The organism is Methylococcales bacterium (assembly GCA_030949405.1).
Taxonomy (GTDB): Bacteria; Pseudomonadota; Gammaproteobacteria; order Methylococcales; family Methylomonadaceae; genus WTBX01.
The window spans coordinates 2,826,377-2,852,406 of the sequence record JAUZSN010000002.1 but is presented as its reverse complement, the minus strand read 5'-3'; the positions used below and the strand labels follow the sequence as shown (position 1 = coordinate 2,852,406).

The following is a 26,030-nucleotide window of genomic DNA, read 5'->3' as shown; positions in this document are numbered from 1 at the left end:
CACATCGCTAAGGCTTATGGGTGACAATGGAATGATTAGCTTTCAATTCCTAAGGTATGCGCCATGTCATGTAAGGTACAAATGAGTAAAACGCCTGTTAGAATTAAGGCAATTTGTTGTAAGGAGGTTTTTATATCGGTTTTCTTATGCAAGGAAGGAATCAAATCAGCCACCGCGATATAAATAAAACTTGAGGCGGCTAGGGCTAAAAAGTAAGGTAATTTATCATGTAAATTTTCCAAACTAAAATAGGCTAAAAGTCCACCAACCACGGTTCCAAGGCTGGCTAACACATTATAAATAATGGCTTTTTTTTTGCTGTAACCACTTTCTAATAAAATAGCAAAGTCACCCACTTCCTGTGGAATTTCATGGGCGGCAACAGCAAGACTGGTCACAATCCCTAACTGCACATCGGTTAAAAAAGCGGCGGCAATTAAAACCCCATCCACAAAATTGTGAATGGCATCCCCAATAATAATTAATGTCCCCGCAGCTTGATGGTCTTTTACTTCATGACTTTCATGACCTTCATTATGAGCGTCACACTCCCCATGATGACAATGCCGCCAAATTAATAATTTTTCTAAAATAAAAAAGCTTAAAATTCCGACTAAAATCGTTGCAGATAAACTTTGAAATTCTGAGGGTTTGAGTTCTTCAAACGCATGAGGAATTAACCCCCAAAAAGCAACCGCTAATAAGGCTCCAATCGAAAAACTAATGCCATGCGGTAAAATACGATTACGTTGCTTATCAGGTAAGAGTAAAAATAAGCTAGCCGCCATAACACTTAAAACGCCTCCTAATGCCGTAAAAATAATAATAAGTAATAAAGTATTCATTTAGTCTTTCCAAATTAAAGTAGCCATACGTCCTGTTTGTTGATCTCGACGGTAGGAATAAAAGCGAGTTGAATCGCAAACGGTACAAAAATGACCGCCATCAATAGCATTAACCCCTTTTAATGCTAAATCAATGCGGGCTAATTGATAAATATCGGCTAAATATTTTTGAGAGGATTTTCGCGTAAATGCGGAACTAAACTGCTTATTTTTAGCCACAAATAAGGTATAGACATCAAGGCCGACTTCAAAACAGCAAGGGCCAATCGCTGCCCCTAACCAGACAGAGACCTGTGTTGTTTGCATTGAATCAAGGGTTTTTTCAATAATGCCCGCTAATAAACCTCGCCAACCCGCATGAATGGCGGCAATTTTATGCCCCTCGTTTGAGCAAAGGAGTATAGGCAGGCAGTCTGCCGTTAAAACCGCACAGACTTTATTTTTTATGGCGGTAAAACTAGCATCCGCATTAGGATTCAGATCAATCGCACCCGCATCAATAACCTGAGTTCCATGAGTTTGATTCAACCAAATAGGCTCACTGGGTAGATTTAATAGCGTTTTAATACGGTTTCTATTGAGGATGACATCCTCCAACGCATCATTGACATGAGTCGCTGGGTTTAAAGACGTATAAGGAGCTGAACTCACCCCGCCTTGACGTAAGGTCATCGCGGCATGAATCGTTGGCGGAAGTCCCCAGTCAGGGATTAAATAACTAGGGTTGTTCATTTTCTGTGAGCGCATCTAATAACGCTTGCATATCATCAGGTAAGGCTTGTTCCCATTCCATATAGTCATTGGTAACGGGATGAATTAACCCTAATTTTACCGCATGTAACGCTTGTCGCTTAAAGGCTCTTAACTGTTTTTCTAAATTTTCACAACAATTAGCAGGGAGTCTAAAATTCCCGCCATACAGAGGATCGCCCACGAGAGGGTAATGTAAATGCTCCATGTGAACGCGAATTTGATGGGTTCGTCCCGTTTCCAGTTTAACGCGAATAAAACTATGGCGTTCAAAACGCTGTACAAGACGGTAATGTGTGACTGCTTCTTTGCCCCCATCTCTAACCGTATAGCGAATTCTATCACGCGGGTGTCGCCCAATAGGTTCATTAACCCGACCACCTGCGGTCATCCAGCCCCGCGCAATGGCTAAATATTCACGTTCAATCGTGCGTGCTTGTAATTGATCGCTTAAACTGTGATGGGCTTTTAATGTTTTAGCCACCATCAGTAAACCACTGGTATCTTTATCTATCCGATGAATAATACCCGCTCTGGGTAAAACATTAAGCTGACTATTATGATAAAGTAACGCATTTTGCAAGGTTCCCGTCCAATTCCCCGCACCAGGATGAACCACAAGACCCGCGGGTTTATTGACAATTAAGAGGCTATCATCTTCAAAAATAATGGATAACGGAATATTTTCAGCTTCACAGGTTAAAATAGTTTCAGGTTCGGCATCTAAACAGATTTGTTCGCCCCCATCTATTTTTGCCCGCCCTTTTAGAGATTGCCCATTCACGGTAACACGTCCCGCTTTTATCCACGTTTGGAGTTTACTCCGTGAATAATCTGAAAAAACTGAAGAAAGGACTTGATCTAAACGCATCCCTGCCATTTCGTCGGGAATCGTTGCTGTTAATATCGCCATGATTATCTCTATAATTTAAGTTATACTCGTACATCAATTTTCAATTTTGCCTAAATGAATAAAGTAGGTGAAAAAAGTCTTTAATCTTACAACGTGTTGTTACTAATATGCGATTTATTTTCGTAAAAATTTTATTTATTTGCTGTTTCATTCTGAGTTTACAAGGCTGTGAAACCCTTAAAGGTTTGGCATCGGAGCGATCCGACTATTCAGATGAATATGTTGATTGGGGGGCAACAAAATTCTATGAAGAAGCGAAAAAAGCAATGGCAGCCGAAAGCTACTCGCGTGCTATTGAACTTTATCAAGCCTTAGAAAGTCGTTATCCTTTTGGTGAATACGCCGCACAAACGCAATTAGATATTGCCTTTGCGTATTATAAAAATGAGGATGCCGAAGCCGCACTTGCTGCCGTTGAACGATTTATAAAAATTAATCCTCGAAGCCCGAGTGCTGATTATGCCTATTACTTAAAAGGTTTGATTAGTTTTAATCGTAATTTAGGATTCCTATATCGTTATGTGCCGACTGATAGCACCCAGCGTGACCCGAGTAAATATAAGGAATCCTACGCGCATTTTGAAGAATTATTAACCCGTTTTCCGACCAGTCAATATGTCGCTGATGCAAAACAGCGGATGATTGCGTTACGCGACTATTTAGCGCGTTATGAGCTGCATGTAGCAAAATTCTATATGAAACGTAAAGCCTATATGGCGGCCATTAATAGGGCAGGGGTTATTGTTGAAGAGTGCCAATCTAAATATCCTGCCCCGTGTACTTCGGCGACCCCTTATGCGTTGCAAATTATGGAAGAAAGTTACACCAAGCTAGGGTTAGATGATTTAGCCAGTGATAGTCGGCGTGTTTATGAACAAAACTATCCCAAGGGTGCGCCTATTGATATTGATGCCAATGAAACATTTGTTGAAGATGTTTGGGATTTTATGGGATTAGATCAAGACTAACCGCCTTAAAAAAACCGTTGCTAACGACATGAAAATACAGCCCCCCTTACTTTTTGTCATCTTAGGTTTATTAGCGTGGGCATGGCTATCAGAAACGTGGGAAGCGGCGGTCTTATTGCTGAGTATTATTCTTTTTAGCCAATGGGGGTCTTTGCGCTGGGAAATTACCCCGCATCAATTTTATCGGTGGGGAGATCTATCATCAACCTTAGTGATCTCAATGGTTGTTTATGTTTATTTGATTGATGTCCCTCAAAACCAGCCTATTTTTAGTGTTTTAAAATGGCTACCTGTTTTATTTGCACCGACCTTATTTGCCCAGCTTTTTAGCCAGCAACAACAACTTCCCCTTGGTACCTTATTTTATTCGATGCGAAAGCGTCCTAATAAAATGATTGATTATCGAATGCCTTACGCGAGCGTAACCCTGTTAAGTGTAGGGGCGGCAAATTATCAAGGTCAGGGTTATTATTTAATGATCGTGATCTTTTTTATGGCGATGTTATGGGAAGGGCGTACGCAAAAAAAATCTAAAATGATTTGGCTGGCCCTCATTATGATCGCCATCATGGGGGGGTATTTAGGCCATCGAGGGTTTAAACACTTTCATTATTGGCTAGAAGATAAAACAGTGGAATGGTTTAGTACATGGGGTAGCAATCCGTTTAAAGGACAAACAGCGATTGGTGACTTAGGCTCGCTTAAATTATCGGATAAAATTGAATTTAGAGTGAAATCTGATCACCCGCTGTTATTACTTCAAGCCAGTTATGATGTTTATTTAGGAAAAAATTGGGTCACGTCACGGCGTGTTTTTAGTTTTGAGAACCCCGTTAAAAACCCTAATCAGCATCCGTTAAAAAAAATTGAAATCACTCAAGAGTTTAACCGTAAAAAAATTCTAGCCTTACCCGATGGCAGTGTTGATATTCAAGGACTCAGTGGTGCTATTTTAGAATATACCGAACTGGGTACGGTGAAACTCAGCAGTGCGCCCAACGTCGGAAATTATCAAGTTTTTTATACGGGTATACGCAATGATCCCCCGCATGATTATGATCTGAAAGTTCCAAAACAGCATGAGGTCGATTTACGCCGCTTTAATAAAAATTTAAAATTAGAGGGATTAAATGCCCAAAAAATGGCGGATAAAATTAAAGAAAACTTTCATAATAATTTTTATTACAGTCTTTATTTAGGTGATGAAAGTGATAGTAACCTCGCGCTTAAAACCTTTATGTTTGATCGTAAAGCAGGGCATTGTGAATATTTTGCCGTGGCAACGGTTTTATTATTAAGGCAAGCGGGTATTCCTGCTCGATTAGCCAATGGTTATGTGGTTGATGAATATAATAGTGGTGAGCAACGTTACATTGTTCGTCGTCGTCATGCTCATGCGTGGGCAATTGCGTATATAGACGGGGTATGGCAAGCGGTGGATTCAACCCCGTCTCAATGGTTAGCGATGGAGTCAACTAATGCCAGTTGGCTGCAACCTATCAATGACAGCCTTTCCAAACTCATTTTAATGTTTAAACAATGGCGAATTCGACGTATAGAAGATGAAAGTACGCCTTTATGGTGGGGGGGCGTTGTTTTATTATTGATTTACCTTCTTTTTCGTATTTATAGTGCTAGGCGACAATTAACCCGTCAAAAAATCGTCGTCGATAATACCTCCTCTCGTCATCAAGGATTGGATTCAGAATTTTATTTAATTGAAGCCCACTTAAAAGATACGCCTGATGCGCGAGATGAGAATGAAAGTTATCCCCAATGGATTAACCGTACGCATTTACTCGAATTAAAACCGCTCGCCTTATTACATTATCAACTTCGTTTTGACCCGTTAGGATTAACCGTTAAGCATCGCAAAGACTTACAACAGGCGGTTAGCTCATGGCTAAATGCCCCAAAATAACGCGCTTATTAAATAAAGGGATAAAAACCAAAGATTCAGACATAAAGGCTCTTAAATTTTCCACTCAACCAGATACATCGGGAACTTTTGATAGTGCATCAGAACCTTATCGTATTGAAGTTAACTCAGGGAATGGGCTTTATTATCTTAAAAAATTATTGAGAAGTCATACGGACACCTTAATATATTTAGCCAGTCTGCCCATTATTATCAAGATGGTAATCAGCCACCCGTTATTAAAAAGAGTAGTTTTTTTTCTGGTACTTTAGTTGTCTTTAGACTAAACCGAGATTACACTTCTACTCTACAAGATGCGTTACGAGAGATTCGTGAGGAAACTTAAAAACTCGACAGATTTTTTATCCAATATACAATTTGAATAATAACAAAATCATCGGAGTTTAAACTTAATAGGAGATAGCACAATATGATTATAAAATTAACCGAACAAGCTGATTCTTTTTTATCAGGTGCAGAATCTGCATTAGAAATTAGAAAAAACCAACTAACACCTGCCATTAAAAAGGGGGAAATCATTGAAATTGATTTTTCAAATATTAGAGGCACAAGTCAGTCATGGATGAATACGTTTTTAATGGGAACATTGCTTGAATGCGGTCTTGATAGTTTAAAATACCTAAAATTTCAACATTGTAATGACTTAGTAAAAGAAATGATTACTTTTGCCGTTCAAAAAGCAAAGCAACGGTCTTTACAGGATGCGTAACTATCACTTAATTCGGCTACCAACTTTAGGCGGGATATTTAAAAATAATTTAACTCTGGAGAAAAGGTAATGAAAAAAATCTTGTATTAGCGATTTTATTGCTCGCATTTAATCTTTACAAACGTGTCAGCCACAAGCGTTTATGAAGTCAAAAATAATTACCCAGCCGATGCAAAAATCTGTGTCAAAGGTGAAACTTATGATGATGGTGATTTCGTTTACACTTGCAATGAGAATGGCGTTTTATGTGCCAGTTATTGCATAGTGAAAAACACTGCTGATGGCGGCTATATAGCTTTAACTAAAGATGAGCGCATTACTTATGACCAAACGGGAGCTTTGCGCTGCGAACTAGACGGAAGTAATCTGGTTCAAGTCTTTAAAGATGTTTCTGCGGTCACGATGAATGAAAGCAAGCCTAGAGATGCAAGCTGTAAATAACAAACATATTTGGATATGAAGCTAAGACGGGACAATGAATCTTTTATTTCACCACGAAGAAGTTGATTTTGCTACCGTCCCGTCTTAAGTTGGTAACCCGATAGATAAATGTATAAAAACCTTAGCAATTTATTAATTACACAAATAAAACTCACTTAGGTAAAAAATTAGGCTTTACAAATGTTAACTCAAATTATTCTATTCATACTGTTATCAATTTTTATCATCGCTTTTTCTTGGAAGCCATTACATAATCCTCGCGCTCACGGATTTTACCGTTTTTTCGCTTTTGAAAGTATTCTCATCTTAATATTAATGAATGATCCATTTTGGCATCTAAATCCACTTTCAATATTACAGATTATTTCTTGGGTGCTGTTATCTTGTTCGATATTATTTGCAATTCAAGGTTATTATTTGCTTAGAACGAGAGGCGGTGAAATTCAACCTCGAGTCAAAAACACCGAAAACATCGGCTTTGAAAATACCACTCAATTGGTCATAACGGGAATTTACCATTATATAAGGCATCCAATGTACGCCTCCTTAATGCTATTAACTTGGGGGGGGCTTTTTTAAAACATATCACTCTTTACACAAGCCTTATCGCACTCATTGCAACTGCTTTTTTAGTTGCTACCGCAAAGTCAGAGGAGTTTGAAAACCTAACATTTTTTGGAACTAGCTATCAAGATTATATGAAAAAAACTAAAATGTTTATTCCATATTTTTTTTAATGAATAACGGGAATCAGAGTCAATGCCTAACCCGACCTACATGGCTGAATGAGGTCTTGAGTACAATTTAAATTTATAAGGAAAAATATGCATATTCATATTTTAGGTATTTGTGGAACATTTATGGGGGGATTAGCTCTCATTGCACGGGAACTAGGCCACCAAGTGAGCGGGTCGGATGAAAATGTTTATCCTCCCATGAGTACTCAGCTAGAAGAACAAGGAGTTAGCTTAATACAGGGCTATCAGGCAAGTAACTTAGACATTGAACCTGACTTAATTATCATTGGTAATGCGTTATCACGCGGAAATGCCGAAGTTGAAGCGGTTTTAAATAAAAATTTACCCTATATTTCAGGGGCGCAATGGTTATCGGAACATGTATTACAAAAAAAATGGGTGCTCGCGGTTGCGGGAACGCATGGAAAAACGACAACGACCAGTATGTTGGCGTGGGTATTAGAGCATCAAGGCTTTCAACCTGGTTTTTTAATTGGGGGGGTTGCGCTTAATTTTAGTATTTCAGCGCGTTTAGGGCAATCAGATTTTTTTATCATTGAAGCCGATGAATATGATTGTGCTTTTTTTGATAAACGCTCAAAATTTGTCCATTATCGTCCACGAACGTTAGTGATTAATAATCTGGAATATGACCATGCGGATATTTTTCCTGATTTAGCGGCAATTCAACGTCAATTTCATCACTTATTACGAACTGTTCCGAGTGATGGACTCGTTATTGCGCCAGAAAATAATAAAGATATTGAAACGGTTTTAAAAATGGGGTCTTGGACACCGATTAGTTATACAGGGATTAATCAGGACAGTGAATGGGATGCGCAGTTAATTAAAGCGGATGGAACCGCGTTTGAAGTATTTTTTAAAGGTAAATCTCAAGGGATTGTTCAGTGGACATTAACGGGTAATCATAACGTTTATAACGCCTTATCGGCGATTGTATCGGCTCGTCATATTGGTATTTTACCGAGGGATGCAATTATTGCGTTAGGTAAATTTAAAAATGTAAAGCGGCGTATGGAAGTTATTGCCAAAATTAAAGGAGTGACGCTTTATGATGATTTTGCCCATCATCCTACTGCGATTAAAACAACGCTGGCGGGCTTACGGAATCAAGTGGGGGATAAACAAATAATTGCTCTTGTTGACCCCCGTTCTAATACGATGAAAATGGGGATTCATAATAAGACGTTAGCAGGGTCATTAAAGGCCGCCGATATTGCTATTATTTATCAACCTGATGCCTTAGATTGGACTTTATCCACGTTGGAAAAAGGGACTCAAATTATTAAAATCTGTAAAACATTGGATGAAGTTATTCGTTGTGTTATGGATCATATTTCATCGGAAAGTTATTGTGTTTTAATGAGTAATGGAAGCTTTGGTGGGCTTCATCAGCGGTTACAAACTGAATTGAGTCTTTAATGCAGAGAAGGGGATATTCTCTAGTTCATTTGTGTGGTTGATCAGAACTTAAAAACGTGATCCCGTCCAAAGCTAGAAATTGGAAGCAAGTAGCCCGTATGAAGCTTGCGCAATACGGGAAACTCGGCATTAACGCTTTATATAAAACGATAATATTTATGGGCATAATTAAAATACCGTGCCGAAACCCCGTATTTCGCTTCACTCCATACGGGCTACGAATTATGGCTCAACCTGCACTCAGAAAAATGATAACCTCCCAAGCTAGAACTTAGAAGCAAATAATAACGATAACCATTGCTATTTGCATTCCAAGTAATTGTTTTTAAAAAGATAGTTTTAAGGGTTGCATTTCAATAAAATATAAACAATAATAATTATGTGGTAAATAACTATTTAATAATTAATGAGGAAAAATAATGGCTTTAATTACTTGGAATGTTGAACAACATGGAACAAATGTTAATTTTGCAGATGATGAGCATAAAATATTGTTTGATAAGTTGAATAAGTTATATGATTTAGCCATAGGAGGTTCTGCTCGTGGTGAAATTGGCGCACAGCTTGATGATTTGATTGCCTATGTTGTGGATCATTTTGCTCATGAAGAAAAAGAAATGGAAGCAAAAGGGTATGGCGCATTAGCCGCTCATAAAGCGCAACATGATGCTTTAGTCGGTATTTGTGCGGACTTACAAGAAAAATTTCATGCAGGTGAGGCGGATGTTACCGAAGAAGCAGGACAAATGGTAAAAAGCTGGTTAGACTCTCATATTCCTGCTTTCGATATGCCTTATGCTGATGCTTTAAATAGTTAACGGTCATTTTATTCCGTATTAAAGGCTTGTGAAGCATGTTTTCACAAGCCTTTTTTATTGGCTTGGTGAAAAGTACTCTAGCTTACCTACGCATCATAGGTTAAAATTACGCGGTTAATTTTTAAATAATTATAAATAGAAAATAGCAATCCGTGTTTTGCTATTTTAACAACTCAAAATATAACGTAGATTACCTTAATACTGTTACTTCTTAAATCCTAAAAAATTATAGAAAGCTCATTGCATAATTTAAAGTTAAGGGCCTAAACTAAAAAATGGGTCTCTTTAGAATCGCGACTTGAGTCATGGAAATGTGTTTATATTTTACACATCGCCTATGACTAATATCATGATTTCAAAGTGCTTTTTTATAAATGAGTTCATCGTAGATGTATAGGTATATTAGTTTATAACTACAAACTGGGAGGCTACTCCGTGAAGAAAACAAAGCAACTATTCGCATACTTGACCCTAATGACACTGAGTCTAGGGTCAGCTGATGCGAGTGATTACACCCTAAACTTAACGAAAGGGGTCACAAAAGTCAGTAATGACATCTATGATTTACACATGTTGATTTTATGGATTTGTGTAATCATCGGCATGGGCGTGTTTGGCGCTATGTTTTATTCGATTTACCATCATCGTAAATCAAAAGGACATAAAGCAGAGCAGTTTCATGAAAATACAACCATTGAAATTATTTGGACGATCATACCGACGTTAATTTTAGTTGGCATGGCGATTCCTGCCACCAAGACGATGTTAGAAATGGACGATGTCACCGAATCTGATATGTCTATTAAGGTAACAGGTTGGCAATGGAAATGGGAATATGAATACATGGATAATGATATTCATTTCTTTAGTAGTTTGGATGAAAAAAGTAACCAAGCACGTCAATTAAGGTCGGGTATTGATCCTCGTTCTATTCCTCATTACCTTTTGAATGTTGATAAGCCGTTAGTTATTCCAATTAAAAAGAAAATTCGCTTTTTGTTTACCGCTGCTGATGTGATTCATTCATGGTGGGTTCCTGATTTAGGTTGGAAAAAAGATACCATTCCAGGATTTATTAATGAGTCATGGACGTATGTTGAAAAAGCAGGCACTTATCGGGGGCAATGTACTGAATTGTGTGGTAAAGATCATGCGTTTATGCCTATCGTTGTTATTGCAATGGAGCAGGCCGATTATGATGTCTGGGTAAACGAGCAACAAGAAATTGCCAACGCCGAAAAGAATTCAGCGGACAAAGAATGGACTCAAGAAGAATTATTTGCTAAAGGTGAAAGCATCTATGCTAATAATTGTGCCTCATGCCACATGGCTGATGGGACAGGCATGGCGGGAACTTTTCCTGCAATCAAAGAAAGCCCTATTGTTACTGGGGATATTGATGTTCAAATTAATATGGTAATGAATGGTCAAGGGATGATGCCCGCCTTTGGAACCATGTTAAGTGCGGTTGATTTTGCCGCTGTAGTCACGTATACGCGTAATGGTTTGGGTAACTCGGTTGGCGATTTTGTACAACCCTCTAAAATTAAATCGCTGCAATCAGCTTTACCTGAAGATGACGATGATGATTAAGCAAACGCTTGCCGTTCTAATCTTTTTAAACTATTAAGAGGTAACTATTATGTCTGCTGTCGCAGCTGAAAATGAACACACTCATGATGATCATGCTCATGGGCCTGCTAAGGGTATTATGAGATGGATTGTCACTACTAATCATAAAGATATAGGGACGCTTTATTTAGTTTTTGCACTCGTCATGTTTTTTGTCGGTGGAACAATGGCCTTGATTATTCGTGCTGAATTGTTTGAGCCAGGAATGCAGTTTGTTGATCCGCAATTTTTTAACTCAATGACGACCATGCACGCCTTAGTGATGGTCTTTGGTGCGGTTATGCCCGCCTTCGTGGGCTTTGCTAATTGGATGATTCCAATGATGATTGGTGCGCCTGATATGGCGTTACCCCGCATGAATAACATGAGTTTTTGGATGTTGGTTGCCGGGGTTTTATTACTCGCTAGCACTTTGTTTATGGAAGGAGGAGCCCCTGCATCGGGTTGGACATTTTATCCGCCCTTAGTTTTACAAACAGGGAATGCCTTACCCTTTGCTGTTTTTTCAATTCATTTATTAGGAATTTCATCGATTATGGGGGCCATTAATATTATTGCCACTATTTTCAATATGCGCGCGCCTAAAATGACCTTAATGAAAATGCCCTTATTTGTTTGGACATGGTTAATTACAGCCTTCTTGTTAATTGCCATTATGCCCGTCTTTGCAGGCGCGGTAACCATGCTATTAACGGATCGGTTTTTTGATACCAGCTTTTTTGATGCCGCAGGCGGGGGTGATCCCGTTTTATACCAACATATTTTTTGGTTCTTCGGACATCCTGAAGTTTATGTAATGATTTTGCCAACGTTTGGTATTGCCTCAACCATTATTCCAGTCTTTGCACGTAAGCCTTTATTTGGTTACGCCTCAATGGTTTATGCAACGGGCGCGATTGCGTTTCTTTCGTTCATCGTTTGGGCGCATCACATGTTTACAGTTGGAATGCCGATCACAGGTGAGCTTTTTTTCATGTATGCGACCATGTTAATTGCAATTCCAACAGGGGTGAAAGTCTTTAACTGGACGGCAACCATGTGGAAAGGGGCAATGACTTTTGAAGCTCCGATGTTATTTTCGATCGCCTTTGTCGTTTTATTTACCATGGGTGGGTTTACAGGCTTAATGATGTCAATTGCGCCTGTTGATTTTCAATATCATGATACTTATTTTATTGTCGCGCATTTTCATTACACCTTAGTCCCTGCCTCTGTTTTTATTTTAATGGCGGGCGGCTATTTTTGGTTGCCTAAGTGGACAGGTAACATGTATGACGAAAAATTAGCGACCTTGCATTTTTGGTTATCGGCTATTTCAGTCAACATTTTATTCTTTCCACAGCACTTTTTAGGGCTTGCGGGAATGCCACGTCGAATTCCTGATTATGCGGTACAGTTTTCAGATTGGAATATGGTTTCAAGTATCGGTGCCTTTATTTTTGGTTTTAGCCAACTGATGTTTGTTTATATCGTGATTAAAACCATTAGAGGGAAAGATTGCGAAAAAGCCAGTGATGAAGTTTGGGAAGAGGCCAGTAAGCATGGTTTGGAATGGCGTTTACCTTCGCCTGTGCCTTATCATACGTTCTCAACGCCTCCAGAAGAGATTCCTTCTGAGCATCTTTAACGGTTTATCGTTTATAACTATTAACAAATTTCGTCCTTTTCTAAAGGGCGAAATATTGGCTTAAAAAATGGATACAAAAAAGAAAAATATTTTAACCGCTGTTTTATTAATTGCCGTTGCCGCAACGATTTATGTCTTTGCTGTTATTAAGGCTGTTTCAGGATGAGTGAGGATATCGCCAAAAAAAATAGTCGTTTAGCTCGTAAATTATTTATCATTGCGCTGGCTATGTTTGGTTTTGGTTATGCGTTAGTTCCGCTTTATGATGTTTTTTGTGACATCACAGGAATTAATGGCAAAACGAATAAAACCGCGATTGTAGAAACCGCCTATAAAATAGATAAAACACGCGAAATTACCGTAGAATTTATTACCGCACTTAACGAATCAGCCCCGATTATTTTTAAATCGGAATTGAAGAAAATAAAAGTGAACCCAGGGCAGTATTATACCGTCAATTTTTATGCTGAAAATAAAACGGATAAGCCGATGGTGGCTAGAGCCATTCCTAGTATTACGCCAGGGCCTGCGGCAGAATATTTTATAAAAACAGAATGTTTTTGTTTTTCAGAGCAGACGTTTAAACCTAATGAAGGTAAAAACATGCCTGTTCGATTTGTAATTAATCCTGAATTACCAAATAGATATAAAACGATTACATTAGCCTATACTTTTTTTGATAATACTGAAAAATCAGTAAAAAAATAACAATAGAGGACACTTATGTCTACAAATAATGAATATTATATTCCACATCAGGCGACATGGCCTATTGTTGGAGTCGTAGGGTTATTAACCCTATTAGCGGGATTTGCCAATTACCTGAATGGATCATCTATTGGTTCGGGAATGATGATTGTTGGGTTATTGATTTTCATTGTCATGTTAGCGGGTTGGTTTACGTTACAGGCAAATGAAAGTGAATCAGGGATGTATAATCATGGTGTGGGAATTTCCTACCGCATGGGAATGATGTGGTTTATTTTTTCTGAGATTATGTTTTTTGCGGTGTTTTTTGGAACACTATGGTACACACGTAACCTATCCGTACCTTGGTTAGCAGATGAGGTCACAGGGGCTAATTTATGGCCTTCTTTTGAAGCCGTTTGGCCAACAAATGGACCGGGTAATGTCGGCGGTGAGTTTGAGCCTATGGGCGCATTTGGATTACCGTTTCTAAATACAGCGTTATTATTAACCAGTGGCTGGACTTGTACTAAAGCTCATCATGGTTTATTAGCTAAAAATCGTGATGTCCTTATTAAATACTTAGCTGCAACCGTTGGTTTAGGTTTTTTGTTCGTCATTTGTCAAGCAGTTGAATATCATGAAGCCTATACAGATATGGGATTAACCCTAGGTTCAGGTATTTATGGTTCTACTTTTTTCATGTTGACAGGTTTCCACGGATTCCATGTTTGCGTGGGGGCTATTATGCTCGCGGTTGTCTTATTTCGTAGTTGGAAGGGACATTTCACGCCAGAAAATCATTTCTTTTTTGAAGCGGCGGCATGGTATTGGCATTTTGTTGATGTGGTCTGGTTGGGTTTATTTATTTTTGTTTATTTAGTCTAAATAAATTTAGAATGAAGATTAAAAAGCGTAATCGTTAGGTTACGCTTTTTTTTTATCTAAAAAAGAGCTATTTCTATGACTATCTATCGTATTGAGCGTTTATCATTTGAATTTTCTCTATGGTATGATAAACCGATTATTAACAGTGTATTCATGATTGTATAAAATGAAAAAAATAAACGTTTTATTTATCTGTATGGGAAATATTTGCCGTTCGCCGACCGCAGAAGGGGTCTTTTCCCATCTAATCGAACAGCAGCAGCTATCAGCCCATTTTCAAGTCAATTCAGCAGGCACTCATGCTTATCATATCGGTGAACAGCCTGATCTTCGCTCACAAAAAACAGCAAAAGAACGCGGACTGGATCTTTCTCAACAACTGGCTCGAAAAGTAATCTATGGTGATTTTGAAGATTACGATTACTTATTAGCGATGGATAAATCGAATTACACCACACTAATGAACGCCTGCCCTGAGAAATTTAAATCTAAAATACATTATTTTTTAGATTACGCCCCTGAGTTAAGATGCCGTGACGTTCCCGATCCTTACTATGGGGGAGAAAATGGGTTTGATAATGTATTTGATATGATCGAGGCCGCGTCAAAAGGTTTTTTACACTCTTTAAAAACAACGGAAAAATTAACATGAAAAAAATTATAACGTTTATTCAGCTTACGGTTTTAACGGGCTTATTTTTAGTCTCACCCGCTCATGCCGCAGATGAAAATAAAGTCCTTACCCATGTTATTGTCGTGTGGTTAAATGACGCAGGTGATGAAAAAGCACGGAATACTTTTGTTAAAGCCAGTAAAAAATTAAATAATTTGCCTGGCATTATTTATCGTAACGTATCGGTTGTTGAAAAAAGTGATCGTTCAATTGTTGATGATACGTTTGATGTTTTAATTACGGTGACCTTTAAAAACAAAGCGGCCTTACAAGCGTATTTAGATCATCCAAAACATAAAGCGGCAGTTAAAGTTTTTAAAACGATGGCAAATCGTATTGTTATTTATAACTCTATTGGCTCATAGAGAATCCTTATGGCAATTATAAGTAATACGGTTAATTACCTGGATGATGAACTTTTATTAGAAGGTTTTTTTGCCTACGATAATACGATTAAAGGGATTCGCCCAACCGTTTTAATCTGTCATGCGTGGGGTGGGCGTGATGATTTTGTGTGTGATAAAGCAGAAAAATTAGCCAAGATGGGTTATTTTGCCTTTGCCGTTGATATGTATGGGCAAGGTATCTTAGGAAAAAGTACCGAAGAAAATGCCCAATTAATGCAACCGTTGATGGAGGCGAGAGAACGATTACAGCAACGAATGCAAGCAGCTTTACGCGCAGTCACTCATACGCCGTGGGCGGATGAAAAGAATATAGCCGCTATTGGTTTTTGTTTTGGTGGTTTATGTGTTTTGGATTTAGCCAGAACAGGGGCAGATATAAAAGGGGTGGTTTCATTTCATGGATTATTATTAGCCCCTGATAACCTTAAGCAGCAGCCCATTAAAGCAAAAGTGCTTGTTTTACACGGTCATGATGATCCGATGATTTCCCCTGAATTACTTTCCTCGCTTCAACAGGAATTAACCGAAAAAGGCGCGGACTGGCAACTGCATAGTTATAGTCATACCTCACACGCCTTTACCAACCCTAATGCGAATGACCCTGATTTTGGAACTGTTTACCAGCCTAACTCAGATAGACGCTCATGGGTAGCGATGCAAAATTTTTTAAGCGAAATTTTTGCCTAAGCTGTATTTACTTTAAATTTCAGGGTGCGGGGAAGTCTTCCTGCATCCTGTTTTTATAAGAATAATAATAAAGAAAGTGACGAATTTTTAGTCATTAGACGGACTTAAAAACGATCGATTTTAAGCTCTATTTTTTAAACCGCCTTCAAATTTTGAAGATTCAATCACAGTTTGTCTATTTCCTCTCAGTTAGCCCCCTTTATTAATCTAAACTAAAGCGATTAATTAAATAAAACCTAATAGGTGGGACGATGTCTAAAATCAAAAAATACTCCGAAGCGGATTTAACCTTGCTTTACGATTTAAAATGCTTTGTCGGTAATGATAAAAGTCCCTTGTTAACCGAATGGCTAGAACACACAAATCCTGTTGCGCTAAATTCAGGGGAACAATATCTTTTTAATTTAATCTTTTTTGATGCCCAAGAAAAAATAAAATGTTGGGATAGAGCGGAATTAAAAATGAAATTTATTGCATTCGTTTTAAAACTAGGTCATTTAATTGATATTCCCCCGTATCATACCTACTTTGAGTATACGGTAGAAGCCACGGTAAACAACCAGTTTTTAAAAATAAAAACAGATTTTATGATTGCAAAAGGAATTTTAAATCAACCACAAAACCCTTATTTTTATTTTCAAATATGGAAAAAATATCGTAATCCTACGGGGGATCCCATAGCGCAATTGTTAACGGCTTTTTTAATTTCCCAAGAAATCAACCAAACTAAACAGCCTTTATATGGTTGTGCTGTCACAGGACGATTTTGGGAGTTTATCATCATGATTGACAAAAATTATTATCTGTCTAAAAGTTATGACTGTACGAATGAAGATGATTTAATGGCTATTATCGTTATTTTACGACAGTGTAAATATTTTTTAAATTAAGCCTAAAAAAGTAACGGTGTTATCGTTAAAAGGGTTAGGCTTCCTCATTTTTAAAACTATTAATTTCAAATCCCTCTAAGGGAATAATTTTTTGCTCATTACATTCAATACCCGCCTCTTTTAAGGCTTGCCGCATACACTGCATTTGTTTATCGGTTTGATGAATATGGTCGAGCATTTTATTAATCGCTTCAACGACAGGGTCAGGCATATTAAGGGTTTCACCGTACGCATCAAAGCCAATTTTAGTCGCTGTTTTTTCACGTAAACTTTGTGGATTTTTGATGCGGGCAGGAATTCCTGTTGCCGTGGTATCCGCAGGAATTGACTTAACAACCACCGCATTTGAGCCGATACGCGCATTATGACCGACCTGAATAGGCCCTAAAATTTTAGCCCCCGCCCCAATGACGACATTATTGCCTAACGTAGGGTGGCGTTTTCCTTTTTTCCAACTCGTTCCCCCTAACGTTACCCCATGATATAGCGTACAATCATCCCCAATAATCGCCGTTTCACCAATCACAATTCCCATGCCATGATCAATAAAAAAACGTTGACCAATTTTTGCCGCAGGATGAATTTCAACCCCTGTAATCCAGCGTGAAAAATGGGAAATAAAACGGGCTAACCATTTAAAACCCTGTTGCCATAAATAATGACTGAGCCGATGAATAAGAATGGCATGAAAACCTGGGTAGCAGGTACAGACTTCAAAAACAGAATGTGCGGCGGGGTCGCGTTCAAATATATAAGCCACTTCTGATTTTAATTTAGCGAACATCCGACTGATCCTTATTATGATTTTGGGAAAAGCGTAAAATACCGCGTAAAATATCCAGCTCTTTGGTATCTAATTGCACACGGTTATAAATTCGGCGTAATCGTCGCATCAGTGAACGGGCTTTAGGCGGTTGTAAAAAATCAATATCAACTAACGTTTGCTGCAAATGTTGATAAAATAATTCCATTTGATTTGCGCTGGCTAACGGTTGATCGCCTTTATCACCAACCCAATCTGGGGCGGTATTTTGGGTTGTTGCGATAAATAACTCATAACAAACGACCTGAACGGCGGCGGCAAGATTTAACGAACTGTAATTTTCATTGCACGGAATACGTAACAAATAATGACATAAATCTAGCTCATGGTTTTTAAGCCCTGAGTTTTCACGTCCAAAAATAAGGGCAATATTATTATCTTTGGGTTGTTGTTGGCATTTTTCAGCATTTTCACGCGGATCAAGCTCAGGCCAGCTAATAGTTCGCGCTCTGGCACTGCAACCGATTACTAATTGACAGTCACTAATGGCCGCCGTTAAATCATTATAAATAACGGCATTGGCAAGGAGATCATCTGCGCCTGACGCTCTTGCGGTCGCGTCGGCATGAGGGAAATTTTTAGGGGTAACGAGGCGGAGTTGCGAAAGCGACATGTTTTTCATCGCACGGGCAACGCCGCCTATATTACCTGCGTGTGACGTTTCTACGAGAATAATTTTAATATTATTTAACAAAGAAGGATGCTCTTTTTGAAAAAAGAACAAATTTTAACAAAAGATTTGTTACCCTAGTGATATTTTATTACTCTTACTTAAAACGATTAACCTATGAACCCAATGCTTAACATTGCCATTCGAGCGGCAAGAAATGCAGGAGACATCATTCAGCGTGCCTCTGAAAACGTCAATCAACTTAAAATCAATTTTAAAACTAAAAATGATTATGTGACCGAAGTTGATCGTCTGGCAGAACAAGAAATCATAAAAACCATTCAGACCTCTTTCCCTGAGCATGGTTTTTTAGCAGAGGAAAGTGGCGAGCATAAAGGTAATGATTACGTTTGGATTATCGACCCATTGGATGGAACCACTAATTTTTTACATGGCTTTCCTGTTTATGCGATTTCTATCGCCTTACAATATAAAAATAAATTGGAATGTGCGGTTGTTTACGATCCACTCAGAGATGAGTTATTTACGGCTGAACGAGGCGGAGGCGCGATGCTAAATAGTCGTAAAATTCGAGTGACCCAGCCGAGTAATCTTAAAGGAACGTTAATTGGAACGGGCTTTCCGTTTAAATCAAAGAAAAATTTACCCGCTTATTTGGGGATGTTTTCAGATTTAGTGGGGGATACCGCAGGCATACGACGTGCAGGCTCGGCGGCTTTAGATTTAGCCTATGTTGCAGCAGGTCGGTTAGACGGCTTTTGGGAAATTGGCTTACAACCGTGGGATATGGCGGCGGGGGTTTTATTAATTCAAGAAGCGGGCGGCGTAGCAACGGATTTTTCGTTTAAAGAATATTATTTAAAATCGGGAAATTTAATTGTAGGCAGCCCGAAAGTTCATCAATTAATGTACAAAGCGATTGAGCCGCATTTGACGGACGATTTATTATAAAATTACTGTTTATCTAACAATTGATATGTTATTCGGTATCCTTTATTTAGCTCAAAAGTAGTTTAGACTTTATTCTTAAAAATAGAGTGTGGAGTAAAATAGCTTTAGCTATTTTCGTGACACGCCAACAGCTAAAGCTATTGGACTCCGATTTAAACTGTAAACTGAAAAATGAAGGATGTCAGTTATTCCCCCCTTATTTTTAAACCATCCAAAAGGTATTCACCATGAGTTTTACTGATTTTATGAGCAATGTTAAAGATAAAATGTCCGATTTAAAAACAGCGGCATTAAAATTTAAAAATAAAGAGTTTCTTAATGCCTCAATGGCAGGGGCGGCTTTAATCGCCTTAGCGGATGGTGAAATTAGCGCGTCTGAAAAACAAAAAATGGTTAAATTTATTGAAAACCATGATGCCTTATCTATTTTCACCACCTCGGATGTAATAACCGCTTTTCAAACTTTTGTCTCTCAGGTTGAATTTGATAAAGACATAGGGGAAGCAAAAGCTTATGAGGCGTTAGGTAAATTAAAAACCAATGAAGAAGCCTCACGATTAGTGATGCGAATGATTATTTCAATTGCGGCGGCGGATGGAAATTTTGATGCTGATGAAAAAGAAGTTGCGATAAAAATTGCCCGTGAATTAAATTTAAATACCAAGGATTTTGATTTATAAAACACCCCACAGAGTAGAAGGCAACTTAACTTAATAACTTTAACCAAATAAGGAATGCGCCCTTATGGCAAACTATAAAATTATAGAACATCAATACGACACCATTATTGTTGGTGCGGGGGGCGCAGGTTTACGTGCGACCTTAGGTATGGCGGAAAAAGGTTTAAAAACGGCTTGTATTTCTAAAGTTTTCCCAACACGGAGTCATACGGTTGCCGCTCAAGGTGGAATTAGTGCCGCTTTAGGTAATGCGGGGGAAGATGATTGGCGTTGGCACATGTACGATACCGTTAAAGGCTCAGATTGGTTAGGCGATCAAGACGCGATTGAATATATGTGTCGTGAAGCGATTCCCGCTATACTGGAACTGGAGCAATATGGCGTTCCTTTTTCGCGTACCGAAGATGGAAAAATTTATCAACGCGCTTTTGGAGGAATGACGACCCACTTTGGTGAAGGCATTGCTCAACGAACCTGTGCCGCCGCCGATGTTACCGGTCATGCTATTTTACATACCTTATATCAACAATCCTTAAAGCATAAAGCCGAGTTTTTTATTGAGTACATCGTCTTAGATTTGGTGATGGAAAATGGCGAATGCAAAGGTGTTTTAGCGTGGTGCTTAGAGGATGGCTCATTACATTTATTTAGAGCGCATGTGACGGTCTTAGCCACAGGTGGCTATGGGCGTTGTTTCTTTTCATGTACCTCTGCACATACAGTCACAGGGGATGGTAATGCAATGGTGTTGCGGGCTGGGTTAGCATTACAAGATATGGAATTTATCCAATTTCATCCAACAGGTATTTATGGGGCAGGGTGTTTAATTACCGAAGGCGTGCGAGGGGAAGGGGGGTATTTAACCAATTCAGAAGGGGAACGTTTTATGGAACGTTATGCCCCCAATGCAAAAGATTTAGCCTCGCGTGATGTCGTCAGTCGTGCCATTACCTTAGAAATTCAAGAAGGACGAGGTGTAGGGGAACATAAAGACCATGCCCTGCTTCATATTGAACATTTAGACCCTGAAATTATCAAAGAACGTCTGCCAGGGATTTCAGAAACGGCGCGTATTTTTGCAGGGATTGATGTCACAAAAGAGCCGATTCCAATCTTACCAACCGTGCATTACAACATGGGCGGTATTCCCACAAATTATAAAGCCGAAGTCGTGACGTTAAATGATGACGGGAATCCTGAAGCGGTTGTCCCAGGTTTAATGGCTATTGGTGAAGCGGCTTGTGTTTCCGTTCATGGCGCCAACCGTTTGGGTTCAAATTCGTTATTAGATTTAGTGGTCTTTGGTCGTGCGGCAGCGATTCGCTGTTCTGAAATTATCAAATCCAGAACCCCCCATTCGCCTTTAAAAGAAGGGGCGTATGACGTTGCTTTGAATCGCTTTGATACCATTCGCCATGCACAAGGGTCACAAAAAACGGCGGATATTCGTTTAGCGATGCAACAAACGATGCAAACTCATGCCTCAGTATTTAGAACGGGTGACGTTTTACAAAAAGGGATTGCTGAATTAAAAATGGTGCGGGATTTATTTAATGATGTTCAGGTAAGTGATTCGTCCTTAATTTGGAATACTGATTTAGTCGAAACCTTAGAACTCGATAATTTATTAGCGCAAGCAACCGTCACCATTGCAAGTGCGGCTAATCGCACAGAAAGTCGGGGCGGACATTCGCGTGAAGACTACCCTGAACGTGATGACAGTAATTGGTTAGAGCATACCTTAGTCTGGTTAGATGGCGTTGATGTCTCGATTGATTATCGCCCTGTTCACATGCACACGTTAACAGATGACGTTGAATCCATTCCACCTAAAACGAGGGTTTACTAATGGTTGAATTTGCACTCCCCAAAAATTCAAGATTAATTAAAGGGCATGAATTTCCAGTTCCTGAGAATGCAACACAGGTTAAACGGTTTGAAGTCTATCGCTGGGATCCTGACACCGATGAAAATCCGCGTGTGGATAGCTATCATCTGGATTTAGACCGGTGTGGCCCGATGGTTTTAGATGCTATTTTAAAAATTAAAAATGAAATAGATGCGGGATTGACCTTTCGTCGTTCTTGTCGGGAGGGCGTTTGTGGCTCGTGTGCGATGAATGTTAATGGTAAAAATACCCTTGTGTGTACCAAAGCCATTAGCGATTATGAAGGCACGATTAAGATTTTTCCTTTACCTCATTTAGATGTGGTTAAAGATTTAGTCGCGGACATGACCAATTTTTATGCTCAATACGCCTCCATTAAACCGTGGATAGAAACGCAGACCCCCGCGCCTGCGGATAGTGAACGTTTGCAAAGCAAGGAAGATCGTAAAAAATTAGATGGGTTGTATGAATGTGTTTTATGCGCGTGTTGTTCAACCAGTTGTCCGAGTTATTGGTGGAACAGTGACCGTTATTTAGGCCCTGCGACCTTATTGCAAGCGTATCGTTGGTTGGTGGACAGTCGGGATGAAAATACCGGTGAACGGTTAGATGAATTAGAAGACCCGTTTAAACTTTATCGTTGCCATACCATTATGAATTGTACTGATACTTGCCCTAAAGGTTTAAACCCAGCAAAATCAATTGCAGAAATTAAAAAAATGTTATTAATTAGGCAAGAAGGGTAAAATTTGGAAAGCCGTTTTCATAACGGCTATAATTGTGATATAAGGATAAATATGGAATCGTATTCAACATGGGAAGCTTTGTTGGTCAGTGTGATGGGATTAGCCTTTATTTTTTGGATGAAACCGGGCATAAAAGAAAGTTTAAAACAAAGTGAAGAAGCGCAGTCAGATTGGCTGGGCTTATTAGTTCCGATTGGGTTTGTGATTATATTTGTAATTTTTTTAGTGAGTATGGTTTAGACAATGAGTGATAATTATTTAGACGAAGACGGTGAGGAACAATTTTATGCGATTCGTCCTAATAAAACTGAAATAAAACGCGATATTGCGGTTATTTTAAAAATGGCTGAAGCAATGACAACTTTATCATTACCCCAGTTAAAGGAATTTGATTTACCTGACAATGTTTTTAAAGCGATTGCGATGATGACGAAAATGCCGCATAAAGCAGCCCGTAAGCGTGAGATGAAATATGTTGCCGCCCAATTTAGGAAAATTGAATTAGAACCTATTCAAGAAAAACTAGCCCGGTTACAAAGCTCAAGTGTTCACGCGGTAAGAGAACATCATCAAGCAGAGCAGTGGCGAGATAAGTTAATCAGTGGTGATAATTCTATTTTAACCCAATTTTTAACCCAATATCCCAGCGCAGATAGTCAGCAATTAAGACAATTACAACGTAATGCTAAAAAAGAGTTAGCGGCTGAAAAACCCCCTAAAACCGCGCGTGCGTTATATAAATATATCAAAGTGTTGTTACAAATGGGCTAATATAAAATGAAACCTAGGAAGTGTTGAAAACTTCTTAGGTTTATTTTCATCAAACTAAAAAGTCCCTAAATCTTAGTTTTTAATGGCCGTCATGACTGCGTTAACCTCAGTCCGTTGCGATAATTGAATATCACTAAACCCAGCGGTAGCAAGTTGCTTAAGAGCGACACTTTCACGCATCACTCTATTTTCAGATTCATCCGCAAATAAGTGAAGAATCCAATGCTCTAGTAAGTCTAATTTATTTGCAGCCGTTAACACGTTAAAATAACCTTTGATTTCCCCTTGTAATAGGGCCGTATGCGCTGAAATATCATCGAGGCCATAGCGGTCACCATTAACAAATTGTCCGCCCTGTTTAAGAATGCGAAAGGCTTCTTGAATAAATAGATCTCGGTAACTATGTTCAAAATTATGCAATGTATAGGCCGACGCGATCATATCAACACTGTTATCAGGGATTGCTTGAAGGGCTGTTATCGCATCGGCTTCTATAAACTTAATTTTTCCTTGTTCAGCCCATGCGCTTAAGTTTTTTTTAGCCTGTTGTTGCATGGTGGCTGCATTATCAATACTGGTGATGAGCAAATCATCCGTTGCCAGTAAAATAGAGAGACTGGTAATGCCTGTACCGCCGCCAATTTCTACAATGTTGAGTGTGTTGTTAACCGTTTTAGCGTAATTTTTTACAGATTCCCCGACTAAATGACTCATCTGTGCGGCCAGTGGACAAATAAGTTTAATCATTTGATAATGTTCACCTAAAATACCTGTAAAAACATTCTCATCGGCTTCTAAAGGGGTCATAATGATACCTTTTGTTGACGTTTTTTTTCAAAAGCGGCTAACTGTTCAGCGGTTGCTGTGGTTTGAAACTTATCTTTCCATTCACTGTAAGGCATTCCATAAACCATTTCACGGGCTTGATCGTAACTGAGTTCAATATTTTGATCCTCAGCGGCGGCTACATACCATTTGGCTAAACAATTTCGACAAAAATCCGCTAAAATCATTAACTCAATATTTTGAACCTCAGAATGTGATTGTAAATGCTTAACTAAACGCCGAAAAGCGGCGGCTTCTAATTCAGTTTGTGTTGTCTTATCCATAATATTTATCTAAAAATGAACATTTTAGCAGAAACCACGGTCCGACCTTATACATTCCAGTGCAAAAAAATTACACTCGATATTTGAAATTTTATAAGGTAAACCCCATACTTAAAGGTATTCCATTATTATTTTTCTACATTATGAAACAACTTCTTGAATTTATTCCTATTATTTTATTTTTTATTGCGTATAAATTTTATGACATCTATAGTGCAACAGCGGTCGTTATGGGAGCGACCCTCTTATTAGTTGTTTTTAATTGGATTAAATACCGAAAAGTTGAAACCATGCAATGGGTTACTTTAGGGCTTATCATTGTCATGGGCGGTGCTACGCTTTATTTGCAAGATGAGCAATTCATAAAATGGAAACTAACGATTATTGAGTGGTTGTTCGGGGCTACTTTTTTAGGCAGTCAATTTTTGGGCAAGCAACCGATTGTACAACGGATGATGGGCTCCGCCCTTGAACTACCTGATGTTATCTGGAAACGCTTAAACTTAATGTGGGCCTTCTTTTTTACAAGCGTAGGATTTATTAATCTCTATGTGATGCACAATTACACGACCGATGATTGGGTCACCTTTAAAACCTTTGGTGTTCCTGCTTTAATGGTTGTTTTTATTATTTTACAAATGATATTTTTATATAAATACCTTCCCGATACTGAAACTGAGGAATAATTTGTGCTATACGCAATTATGAGTAATGACGTAGAAAATAGTCTGTCAAAAAGACAAGCGGTACGTCCCGCGCATTTACAACGTTTGCAAGATTTACAAGATCAAGGACGATTATTATTAGCAGGTCCTCATCCAACCATTGAGAGTGAAACCCCTGGTGATGCAGGTTTTAATGGTAGTTTAGTGATTGCTGAATTTGAAACAGGGGATGATGCAAGAGCATGGGCCGATGCGGATCCTTACGCACTGTCTGGTGTTTATTCCCTTGTTACCGTTAAACCTTTTAAGCAGGTCTTTCCACAATGATAACTGATTTAATTAAACAAAAACTGAGTAATGCTTTAACCCCTGAATTACTTGAAGTAATTGACAACAGTGCCGCTCATGCAGGTCATGCAGGTACGCAAAAAGGGGGAGGACATTATCATTTAACGGTTGTAAGTCAAGGGTTTGAAAATAAATCCTTAGTTCAACGCCATCAATTAATTTATCAAGCCTTAGGTGATATGATGAAACAAGATATTCATGCTCTAGGTATTAACGCTTTAACGCCTTCTGAAAATTTACCCAAATAATCGAAATCAATGAAAAAAATAATTCCCCTATTGTTAGTCAGTAGCACGTTTCTCGTAGCCTGTGATGAAGCACCTAAAACAAATATTCCTGTTGTGAGTAAAGAAAATGCAATTGC

31 protein-coding genes are annotated in these 26,030 nt (G+C 38.7%); 24 read left to right on the top strand and 7 right to left on the bottom strand.

Annotated elements, in window-relative coordinates:
* Positions 1–35 precede the first annotated feature (35 nt).
* Genes Q9M50_14645 through rluD form a run of 3 tightly spaced genes read right to left on the bottom strand, consistent with a single transcriptional unit; the run spans position 36 to position 2,508 of the window.
* Positions 36–845 carry a ZIP family metal transporter gene (locus Q9M50_14645; GenBank protein ID MDQ7091852.1) on the bottom strand — a complete coding sequence of 270 codons (810 nt, stop codon included), beginning with the start codon at positions 843–845 and terminating at the stop codon, positions 36–38.
* Entirely contained in the window at positions 846–1,592 is a 747-nt protein-coding gene (pgeF, locus tag Q9M50_14640; protein MDQ7091851.1) for a peptidoglycan editing factor PgeF, read from the bottom strand.
* Positions 1,564–2,508 (bottom strand): 23S rRNA pseudouridine(1911/1915/1917) synthase RluD, encoded by a 945-nt coding sequence (gene rluD, locus Q9M50_14635; GenBank protein MDQ7091850.1) that lies wholly within the window; start codon positions 2,506–2,508, stop codon positions 1,564–1,566. Before rluD ends, pgeF begins: the two co-directional genes overlap by 29 nt.
* A gap of 107 nt (positions 2,509–2,615) precedes the next feature.
* On the opposite strand from rluD, the gene Q9M50_14630 reads away from it, so the two are divergent.
* From Q9M50_14630 to Q9M50_14560, 15 genes are all read left to right on the top strand, one after another.
* Positions 2,616–3,476, top strand: coding sequence for an outer membrane protein assembly factor BamD (locus tag Q9M50_14630; protein MDQ7091849.1), 861 nt, complete (start codon positions 2,616–2,618; stop codon positions 3,474–3,476).
* A gap of 28 nt (positions 3,477–3,504) precedes the next feature.
* Complete coding sequence (locus tag Q9M50_14625; GenBank protein MDQ7091848.1) at positions 3,505–5,397, top strand: transglutaminase family protein; 1,893 nt, start codon at positions 3,505–3,507, stop codon at positions 5,395–5,397.
* Between the two features lie 427 nt (positions 5,398–5,824).
* Positions 5,825–6,124, top strand: coding sequence for a DUF4325 domain-containing protein (locus Q9M50_14620; protein MDQ7091847.1), 300 nt, complete (start codon positions 5,825–5,827; stop codon positions 6,122–6,124).
* Between the two features lie 123 nt (positions 6,125–6,247).
* Positions 6,248–6,565 (top strand): hypothetical protein, encoded by a 318-nt coding sequence (locus Q9M50_14615; protein ID MDQ7091846.1) that lies wholly within the window; start codon positions 6,248–6,250, stop codon positions 6,563–6,565.
* A gap of 180 nt (positions 6,566–6,745) precedes the next feature.
* Positions 6,746–7,144, top strand: coding sequence for a methyltransferase (locus Q9M50_14610; protein ID MDQ7091845.1), 399 nt, complete (start codon positions 6,746–6,748; stop codon positions 7,142–7,144).
* Between the two features lie 245 nt (positions 7,145–7,389).
* Complete coding sequence (gene mpl / locus Q9M50_14605; protein MDQ7091844.1) at positions 7,390–8,745, top strand: UDP-N-acetylmuramate:L-alanyl-gamma-D-glutamyl-meso-diaminopimelate ligase; 1,356 nt, start codon at positions 7,390–7,392, stop codon at positions 8,743–8,745.
* 419 nt (positions 8,746–9,164) lie between these two features.
* Positions 9,165–9,563 carry a bacteriohemerythrin gene (locus Q9M50_14600; GenBank protein MDQ7091843.1) on the top strand — a complete coding sequence of 133 codons (399 nt, stop codon included), beginning with the start codon at positions 9,165–9,167 and terminating at the stop codon, positions 9,561–9,563.
* A gap of 474 nt (positions 9,564–10,037) precedes the next feature.
* Positions 10,038–11,156 carry a cytochrome c oxidase subunit II gene (gene coxB, locus Q9M50_14595; GenBank protein MDQ7091842.1) on the top strand — a complete coding sequence of 373 codons (1,119 nt, stop codon included), beginning with the start codon at positions 10,038–10,040 and terminating at the stop codon, positions 11,154–11,156.
* A gap of 49 nt (positions 11,157–11,205) precedes the next feature.
* Positions 11,206–12,822 carry a cytochrome c oxidase subunit I gene (gene ctaD / locus Q9M50_14590; GenBank protein MDQ7091841.1) on the top strand — a complete coding sequence of 539 codons (1,617 nt, stop codon included), beginning with the start codon at positions 11,206–11,208 and terminating at the stop codon, positions 12,820–12,822.
* Between the two features lie 162 nt (positions 12,823–12,984).
* On the top strand, positions 12,985–13,530 hold the full coding sequence (locus Q9M50_14585; protein ID MDQ7091840.1) for a cytochrome c oxidase assembly protein: 546 nt from the start codon (positions 12,985–12,987) through the stop codon (positions 13,528–13,530).
* 15 nt (positions 13,531–13,545) lie between these two features.
* On the top strand, positions 13,546–14,397 hold the full coding sequence (locus tag Q9M50_14580; GenBank protein ID MDQ7091839.1) for a cytochrome c oxidase subunit 3: 852 nt from the start codon (positions 13,546–13,548) through the stop codon (positions 14,395–14,397).
* Positions 14,398–14,563: 166 nt separating this feature from the next.
* On the top strand, positions 14,564–15,049 hold the full coding sequence (locus tag Q9M50_14575; GenBank protein MDQ7091838.1) for a low molecular weight protein-tyrosine-phosphatase: 486 nt from the start codon (positions 14,564–14,566) through the stop codon (positions 15,047–15,049).
* Positions 15,046–15,435 (top strand): Dabb family protein, encoded by a 390-nt coding sequence (locus Q9M50_14570; protein ID MDQ7091837.1) that lies wholly within the window; start codon positions 15,046–15,048, stop codon positions 15,433–15,435. The genes Q9M50_14575 and Q9M50_14570 overlap by 4 nt, the downstream gene beginning before the upstream one ends.
* A 9-nt stretch (positions 15,436–15,444) precedes the next feature.
* Positions 15,445–16,164 (top strand): dienelactone hydrolase family protein, encoded by a 720-nt coding sequence (locus Q9M50_14565; GenBank protein ID MDQ7091836.1) that lies wholly within the window; start codon positions 15,445–15,447, stop codon positions 16,162–16,164.
* A 251-nt stretch (positions 16,165–16,415) separates the two neighbouring features.
* Positions 16,416–17,054: a hypothetical protein gene (locus tag Q9M50_14560; GenBank protein MDQ7091835.1), complete on the top strand. Its 639-nt coding sequence runs from the start codon at positions 16,416–16,418 to the stop codon at positions 17,052–17,054.
* Positions 17,055–17,088: 34 nt separating this feature from the next.
* On the opposite strand, the gene cysE is transcribed toward Q9M50_14560, so the two are convergent.
* A complete protein-coding gene (cysE, locus tag Q9M50_14555; protein MDQ7091834.1) occupies positions 17,089–17,838 on the bottom strand; it encodes a serine O-acetyltransferase in 750 nt (249 codons plus the stop codon).
* Positions 17,828–18,571: an RNA methyltransferase gene (locus tag Q9M50_14550; protein MDQ7091833.1), complete on the bottom strand. Its 744-nt coding sequence runs from the start codon at positions 18,569–18,571 to the stop codon at positions 17,828–17,830. The genes cysE and Q9M50_14550 overlap by 11 nt, the downstream gene beginning before the upstream one ends.
* A 93-nt stretch (positions 18,572–18,664) precedes the next feature.
* Here Q9M50_14550 and Q9M50_14545 point away from each other — a divergent pair, with 93 nt between their 5' ends.
* The 6 genes from Q9M50_14545 to yjgA all read left to right on the top strand — a co-directional run bounded on the left by Q9M50_14545 (position 18,665) and on the right by yjgA (position 23,544).
* Entirely contained in the window at positions 18,665–19,459 is a 795-nt protein-coding gene (locus Q9M50_14545) for an inositol monophosphatase family protein (protein ID MDQ7091832.1), read from the top strand.
* A 227-nt stretch (positions 19,460–19,686) separates the two neighbouring features.
* Positions 19,687–20,139 (top strand): TerB family tellurite resistance protein, encoded by a 453-nt coding sequence (locus Q9M50_14540; GenBank protein MDQ7091831.1) that lies wholly within the window; start codon positions 19,687–19,689, stop codon positions 20,137–20,139.
* Between the two features lie 64 nt (positions 20,140–20,203).
* Positions 20,204–21,988 (top strand): succinate dehydrogenase flavoprotein subunit, encoded by a 1,785-nt coding sequence (sdhA, locus tag Q9M50_14535; protein MDQ7091830.1) that lies wholly within the window; start codon positions 20,204–20,206, stop codon positions 21,986–21,988.
* Positions 21,988–22,773 (top strand): succinate dehydrogenase iron-sulfur subunit, encoded by a 786-nt coding sequence (locus Q9M50_14530; protein MDQ7091829.1) that lies wholly within the window; start codon positions 21,988–21,990, stop codon positions 22,771–22,773. Before sdhA ends, Q9M50_14530 begins: the two co-directional genes overlap by 1 nt.
* Before the next feature lie 51 nt (positions 22,774–22,824).
* Positions 22,825–23,013, top strand: a complete 189-nt coding sequence (locus Q9M50_14525; protein ID MDQ7091828.1) for a hypothetical protein — start codon at positions 22,825–22,827, stop codon at positions 23,011–23,013.
* A 3-nt stretch (positions 23,014–23,016) separates the two neighbouring features.
* Complete coding sequence (yjgA, locus tag Q9M50_14520) at positions 23,017–23,544, top strand: ribosome biogenesis factor YjgA (protein MDQ7091827.1); 528 nt, start codon at positions 23,017–23,019, stop codon at positions 23,542–23,544.
* A 72-nt stretch (positions 23,545–23,616) separates the two neighbouring features.
* On the opposite strand, the gene Q9M50_14515 is transcribed toward yjgA, so the two are convergent.
* Together Q9M50_14515 and Q9M50_14510 are read right to left on the bottom strand one after the other, a co-directional pair.
* Complete coding sequence (locus Q9M50_14515) at positions 23,617–24,351, bottom strand: class I SAM-dependent methyltransferase (GenBank protein MDQ7091826.1); 735 nt, start codon at positions 24,349–24,351, stop codon at positions 23,617–23,619.
* Positions 24,348–24,653: a DUF1244 domain-containing protein gene (locus Q9M50_14510; protein ID MDQ7091825.1), complete on the bottom strand. Its 306-nt coding sequence runs from the start codon at positions 24,651–24,653 to the stop codon at positions 24,348–24,350. The genes Q9M50_14515 and Q9M50_14510 overlap by 4 nt, the downstream gene beginning before the upstream one ends.
* Positions 24,654–24,796: 143 nt before the next feature.
* On the opposite strand from Q9M50_14510, the gene Q9M50_14505 reads away from it, so the two are divergent.
* Genes Q9M50_14505 through Q9M50_14495 form a run of 3 tightly spaced genes read left to right on the top strand, consistent with a single transcriptional unit; the run spans position 24,797 to position 25,914 of the window.
* On the top strand, positions 24,797–25,339 hold the full coding sequence (locus Q9M50_14505) for a septation protein A (protein ID MDQ7091824.1): 543 nt from the start codon (positions 24,797–24,799) through the stop codon (positions 25,337–25,339).
* Between the two features lie 3 nt (positions 25,340–25,342).
* Positions 25,343–25,645, top strand: coding sequence for a YciI family protein (locus Q9M50_14500; GenBank protein ID MDQ7091823.1), 303 nt, complete (start codon positions 25,343–25,345; stop codon positions 25,643–25,645).
* Positions 25,642–25,914 carry a BolA family protein gene (locus Q9M50_14495; GenBank protein MDQ7091822.1) on the top strand — a complete coding sequence of 91 codons (273 nt, stop codon included), beginning with the start codon at positions 25,642–25,644 and terminating at the stop codon, positions 25,912–25,914. The genes Q9M50_14500 and Q9M50_14495 overlap by 4 nt, the downstream gene beginning before the upstream one ends.
* Positions 25,915–26,030 lie beyond the last annotated feature (116 nt).

Coding starts and splice junctions, on each gene's coding strand:
- Q9M50_14575 (MDQ7091838.1), top strand. CDS start 14,564: ATGAAAAAAATAAACGTTTTATTTATCTGTATGGGAAATATTTGCCGT.
- Q9M50_14580 (MDQ7091839.1), top strand. CDS start 13,546: ATGTCTACAAATAATGAATATTATATTCCACATCAGGCGACATGGCCT.
- Q9M50_14610 (MDQ7091845.1), top strand. CDS start 6,746: ATGTTAACTCAAATTATTCTATTCATACTGTTATCAATTTTTATCATC.
- Q9M50_14600 (MDQ7091843.1), top strand. CDS start 9,165: ATGGCTTTAATTACTTGGAATGTTGAACAACATGGAACAAATGTTAAT.
- Q9M50_14630 (MDQ7091849.1), top strand. CDS start 2,616: ATGCGATTTATTTTCGTAAAAATTTTATTTATTTGCTGTTTCATTCTG.
- Q9M50_14505 (MDQ7091824.1), top strand. CDS start 24,797: ATGAAACAACTTCTTGAATTTATTCCTATTATTTTATTTTTTATTGCG.
- Q9M50_14560 (MDQ7091835.1), top strand. CDS start 16,416: ATGTCTAAAATCAAAAAATACTCCGAAGCGGATTTAACCTTGCTTTAC.
- coxB (MDQ7091842.1), top strand. CDS start 10,038: ATGACACTGAGTCTAGGGTCAGCTGATGCGAGTGATTACACCCTAAAC.
- Q9M50_14585 (MDQ7091840.1), top strand. CDS start 12,985: ATGAGTGAGGATATCGCCAAAAAAAATAGTCGTTTAGCTCGTAAATTA.
- Q9M50_14620 (MDQ7091847.1), top strand. CDS start 5,825: ATGATTATAAAATTAACCGAACAAGCTGATTCTTTTTTATCAGGTGCA.
- Q9M50_14515 (MDQ7091826.1), bottom strand. CDS start 24,351: ATGACCCCTTTAGAAGCCGATGAGAATGTTTTTACAGGTATTTTAGGT.
- Q9M50_14510 (MDQ7091825.1), bottom strand. CDS start 24,653: ATGGATAAGACAACACAAACTGAATTAGAAGCCGCCGCTTTTCGGCGT.
- Q9M50_14495 (MDQ7091822.1), top strand. CDS start 25,642: ATGATAACTGATTTAATTAAACAAAAACTGAGTAATGCTTTAACCCCT.
- Q9M50_14625 (MDQ7091848.1), top strand. CDS start 3,505: ATGAAAATACAGCCCCCCTTACTTTTTGTCATCTTAGGTTTATTAGCG.
- mpl (MDQ7091844.1), top strand. CDS start 7,390: ATGCATATTCATATTTTAGGTATTTGTGGAACATTTATGGGGGGATTA.
- Q9M50_14540 (MDQ7091831.1), top strand. CDS start 19,687: ATGAGTTTTACTGATTTTATGAGCAATGTTAAAGATAAAATGTCCGAT.
- Q9M50_14645 (MDQ7091852.1), bottom strand. CDS start 845: ATGAATACTTTATTACTTATTATTATTTTTACGGCATTAGGAGGCGTT.
- Q9M50_14545 (MDQ7091832.1), top strand. CDS start 18,665: ATGAACCCAATGCTTAACATTGCCATTCGAGCGGCAAGAAATGCAGGA.
- Q9M50_14530 (MDQ7091829.1), top strand. CDS start 21,988: ATGGTTGAATTTGCACTCCCCAAAAATTCAAGATTAATTAAAGGGCAT.
- yjgA (MDQ7091827.1), top strand. CDS start 23,017: ATGAGTGATAATTATTTAGACGAAGACGGTGAGGAACAATTTTATGCG.
- rluD (MDQ7091850.1), bottom strand. CDS start 2,508: ATGGCGATATTAACAGCAACGATTCCCGACGAAATGGCAGGGATGCGT.
- ctaD (MDQ7091841.1), top strand. CDS start 11,206: ATGTCTGCTGTCGCAGCTGAAAATGAACACACTCATGATGATCATGCT.
- pgeF (MDQ7091851.1), bottom strand. CDS start 1,592: ATGCGCTCACAGAAAATGAACAACCCTAGTTATTTAATCCCTGACTGG.
- Q9M50_14525 (MDQ7091828.1), top strand. CDS start 22,825: ATGGAATCGTATTCAACATGGGAAGCTTTGTTGGTCAGTGTGATGGGA.
- Q9M50_14565 (MDQ7091836.1), top strand. CDS start 15,445: ATGGCAATTATAAGTAATACGGTTAATTACCTGGATGATGAACTTTTA.
- Q9M50_14570 (MDQ7091837.1), top strand. CDS start 15,046: ATGAAAAAAATTATAACGTTTATTCAGCTTACGGTTTTAACGGGCTTA.
- sdhA (MDQ7091830.1), top strand. CDS start 20,204: ATGGCAAACTATAAAATTATAGAACATCAATACGACACCATTATTGTT.
- cysE (MDQ7091834.1), bottom strand. CDS start 17,838: ATGTTCGCTAAATTAAAATCAGAAGTGGCTTATATATTTGAACGCGAC.